Source organism: Nonomuraea rhizosphaerae (genome assembly GCF_019396405.1).
Classification (GTDB): Bacteria; Actinomycetota; Actinomycetes; order Streptosporangiales; family Streptosporangiaceae; genus Nonomuraea; species Nonomuraea rhizosphaerae.
This window is the reverse complement of record NZ_JAHKRL010000435.1, coordinates 1-3669: the sequence shown is the minus strand read 5'-3', so window position 1 is coordinate 3669 and position 3669 is coordinate 1. Positions and strand designations below refer to the sequence as shown.

General features: G+C 71.8%; 4 protein-coding genes. 1 reads left to right on the top strand and 3 read right to left on the bottom strand.

Features of this window, described 5'->3' with window-relative positions; genetic code table 11:
* Together KME77_RS22405 and murA are read right to left on the bottom strand one after the other, a co-directional pair.
* Nucleotides 1-826, bottom strand: an 826-nt coding sequence (locus KME77_RS22405) for a transglycosylase domain-containing protein (RefSeq protein WP_308250829.1), incomplete at its 3' end; no start/stop codon positions are given.
* A 51-nt stretch (nt 827-877) separates the two neighbouring features.
* Entirely contained in the window at nt 878-2188 is a 1311-nt protein-coding gene (murA, locus tag KME77_RS22400) for a UDP-N-acetylglucosamine 1-carboxyvinyltransferase (RefSeq protein WP_219470893.1), read from the bottom strand.
* Between the two features lie 119 nt (nt 2189-2307).
* On the opposite strand from murA, the gene KME77_RS22395 reads away from it, so the two are divergent.
* Nucleotides 2308-2775, top strand: a complete 468-nt coding sequence (locus tag KME77_RS22395) for a hypothetical protein (protein ID WP_308250828.1) — start codon at nt 2308-2310, stop codon at nt 2773-2775.
* On the opposite strand, the gene KME77_RS22390 is transcribed toward KME77_RS22395, so the two are convergent.
* Nucleotides 2772-3669 (bottom strand): amidase (locus KME77_RS22390; RefSeq protein WP_219470888.1); only part of this gene is annotated, 898 nt, incomplete at its 5' end. The genes KME77_RS22395 and KME77_RS22390 overlap by 4 nt on opposite strands.

The following is a 3669-nucleotide window of genomic DNA, read 5'->3' as shown; positions in this document are numbered from 1 at the left end:
GCAGCCTGAGGCCGCCGCGCTTGGCGGCGGCCGCCTGCCCCGGCCGGATCAGCGCCAGCTCGGCCATGCGGTCCAGCACGATGTCACGCCGCTCCCGCAGCCGGGCCCGCTGCGCCGCGCCCAGCGAGGGATCGGTCGAGTACGGGACGCGGACCGCCCCGGCCAGCGTGGCCGCCTGGGACAGGGTCAGCTCGGCGGCCGAGGTCGAGAAGAACCGCTTGGCCGCCGCCTCGACGCCGTGGGCGCCGGCGCCGAAGTAGGCGATGTTCAGGTACTTCTCCAGGATCTCGTCCTTGCGGTACTTCTCCTCCAGCGCCAGCGCGTACCGCAGCTCGGTGATCTTCCTGCCGAGGCTCGGGGCGCGCGCCCGGTCGCGTTCGGCGTCGGTGCGGGCGCTCTCCACCAGCATGTTCTTGACCAGTTGCTGGGTGAGCGAGGAGCCGCCCTGCTTGATGCCGCCGGCCTGCGTGTTGGTGAGCAGCGCGCGCAGCGTGCCCCTGACGTCGAGGCCGCCGTGCTCGTAGAACCGGGCGTCCTCGATGGCCACGATCGCCCGGCGCATCACCGGCGCGACGCGGCCGAGCCGGACGAGGGTCCGGTTGGCCACGTAGAACTGGGCGAACTGCTTTCCGTTGCGGTCGAGCAGCCGCGTCACCTCCGACAGCGGCTCCTCGCGCGGCGCGGGCGGCAGGTTCACGAACGTCCCCGAGACGTTCTTGGCGGACAGGCCCGCCCCGGTCACCAGTGGCGCGGCCAGCGCCGCGACCAGGACTCCGCCGAGCGCACCGGCCATCCCCAGGCCGCCGATGGATCTGAGCACAGTCACTCAGATGATCTGCGACCGGTGGAACTCCGGCAAACGCCAGTTTCCCCCTCTTTACTGTTGTCTGCGGATGTTCAGACCAAGTGACGCGAACTGCTCGAACGGCCGGTGGTAGCCGCGCTCGATGTGGTTGACGCCGCGCAGCGTGGACGTGCCGTCGGCCACCGCCGCCGCCAGCACGGCCGAGAACCCGGCCCTGATGTCGGGCAGCGTCACGTCCGCGCCCCTGAGCTGCGACACGCCGCGCACGACGGCCGAGTGCCTGGCGTTGGTGTCGTGGTAGCGGCAGGCCGGGCCGCCCAGGCACTGGTCGAACACCTCGATCTCGCAGCCCATCCGCTGCAGCGCCGGCACGTACACCAGGCGGTTCTCGAAGACCGTCTCGTGCAGCACGGACATGCCCTGGCTCTGCGTGAACAGCACCATGAGCGGCGTCTGCCAGTCCGTCATGAAGCCGGGGTGCGTGTCGGTCTGCACGGCCGCCGCGCGCAGCCCCTCGGGCGGCGCGGTGGCGCACAGGTACTCGTCGTTGATGTCGAACCGGGCGCCCATCCTGGCCAGCGTGGTGATCGCGGTGACCAGCCGGTCCTGCGGGCAGCCGTGCACCCGCACCTCACCGCCGGTCACCAGGCCGGCCGCCAGGTACGAGAACGCCTCTATGCGGTCGCCGGCCAGCCAGATGGAGGCTCCGTGCAGCCGCTCGACGCCCTCGATGACGATCCGGCGGTCGGGCGAGAGCTCGATCCTGGCGCCCATCCGCTGCAGGAACAGCGCCAGCTCCACCACCTCGGGCTCCATCGCGGCGTTCTTGACCACGGTCTTGCCCTCGGCCAGCACCGCCGACATGAGGATCGTCTCGGTCGCCCCCACGCTCGGGTAGGCCAGCTCCAGGCGGGCGCCGTTGAGCCGCTTGGCCTTGGCGTAGATGCCGGTGTCGCCCACCTCGACCTCGGCGCCCATCGCGCGCAGCGCCTCGACGTGGAAGTTCACCGGCCGCCTGCCGATGGGGTCGCCGCCGACCAGCGGCACGAACGCCTCCCCCGCCAGGTGCAGCAGCGGGCCCAGCATGAGGATGGGGATGCGGTTCAGGCCGGTGAAGGCGTCGGGGACGCGCGGCCGGATCTCCGGGCCCTGCCCGATGCGGAGCTCCTGCTTGGTGATCTCCACGTTGATGCCCAGCGCCTCGAGCATCGCCGCCGTGATGCCGACCTCGCCGACCTCGGGCACGTTGTGGATGATGCTCTCGCCGGTGCCCAGCATCGCGGCGACCATGTGCTTGGAGACCGCGTTCTTGGAGCCGCGCACCTCCACGTCCCCCCTGAGGGGGCCGGAGGGGTCGATCAGCCAGACCTTCTCTTCGTTCACGAAGCGAGCCTAGCCGGGGGATAACATCGATTGACTTATCCATACATGGGAGGGGGCGCGGAGTGGCGAGGGATGTACGCGCATTCGCGGTTACTGTCCTCATTCTCGCCGCTCTGGCCGTGGCAGCCGGGCTCCTCTGGTCGTACGTGTCGCCGCGCGCGCCGTACCAGATCACCGAGCAGGGGCCGGTGCTGGCCGATCCCTCCACACAGGCGCTCATCGGCGCCGACGGCTGGTACGCGGTGATCACCGGCGGGCTCGGGCTGGGCTGCGCCGCGGTGGCCTGGTTCGCCGGCAAGCGCCACCAGCTCGCCGTGGTCGTCGGGCTCGGGGCCGGCGGGCTGCTGGCCGCCTGCCTGACCCTGTGGGTGGGCTCGACGTTCACGCTCGGCGTGGTGACCGTGGAGGCGGCGGCCGCCCCCGGCGTCAAGGTGGTCGCCGGGTCACTGCGGCTGACGGCCGAGGGCGTGCTGATGGCCTGGCCGCTGCTCGGGGTCGCCTTCTTCATGCTGCTGGAGGGGCTGCACGGGTACCGGGAGTCGCCGCTGCGCCAGCCGTACGGGCTGGAGTACAAGAACCTGAGCTAGAGCGGCGGGCGGCGGGTCCCGTACAGGGTGGCCTGCTCGAACGCGCGGGCGACGCGCAGCACCTTGGCGTCGGCGAACGGGCGGCCGACGATCTGCACGCCGACCGGCAGCCCCGACGGCGTGAACCCGGCCGGGACCGACGCGGCCGGCGCGTGCAGGACGCTGATCCAGTACGCCGAGCTCATCCAGGTCAGGTAGTCGGGCAGCCGCACGCCGTTGATCTCGCTCACGTACGGCTCCTCGACGGGGAACGGCGGCACCTGGCTGACCGGCGCGATCAGCACGTCGTAGGTGTCGAAGAAGGCCGCCATCCGCTGGTAGAGGCCGCTGCGCAGGCGTTCGGCCCTGGCCAGGTCGGCGCCGGTGACCTCGCGGCCCCGCTCGACGTTCCAGCGGGTGTTGGGGCCGAGCCCGTCCAGGCTCTCGAAGGCCAGCGCGTAGTGCCAGGCGCGGTAGGTGCGGAAGGCGTCGTCGGCGTCGGACAGGTCCAGCTCGACCTGCTCCACGCGGGCGCCGAGCCGCTCGAACACGCCGGGCGCGGTCGCGGTCACCGCCGCCGTCTCCGCGTCCACGGGCAGCCCGCCCAGGTCGGGGCTGTAGGCCACGCGCAGCCCGGCGACGTCCCGCTCGGCGTCCGGGGTGAAGGTCTGCGTGATCGAGTACGGGGAACGAGCGTCGAATCCTGAGATGACCGACATCATGAGCGTGAGGTCGTCGACCGTCCGCGCCATCGGGCCCTGCACCGACAGCGTGTACCAGGCGGCGGTGTCCGACACGTTCGGCACCCGCCCCGGCGTCGGCCGCAGCCCCACGACGTTGCAGAACGAGGCCGGGTTGCGCAGCGAGCCGCCCATGTCGGAGCCGTCGGCCAGCGGCACCATGCCGCTGGCCAGC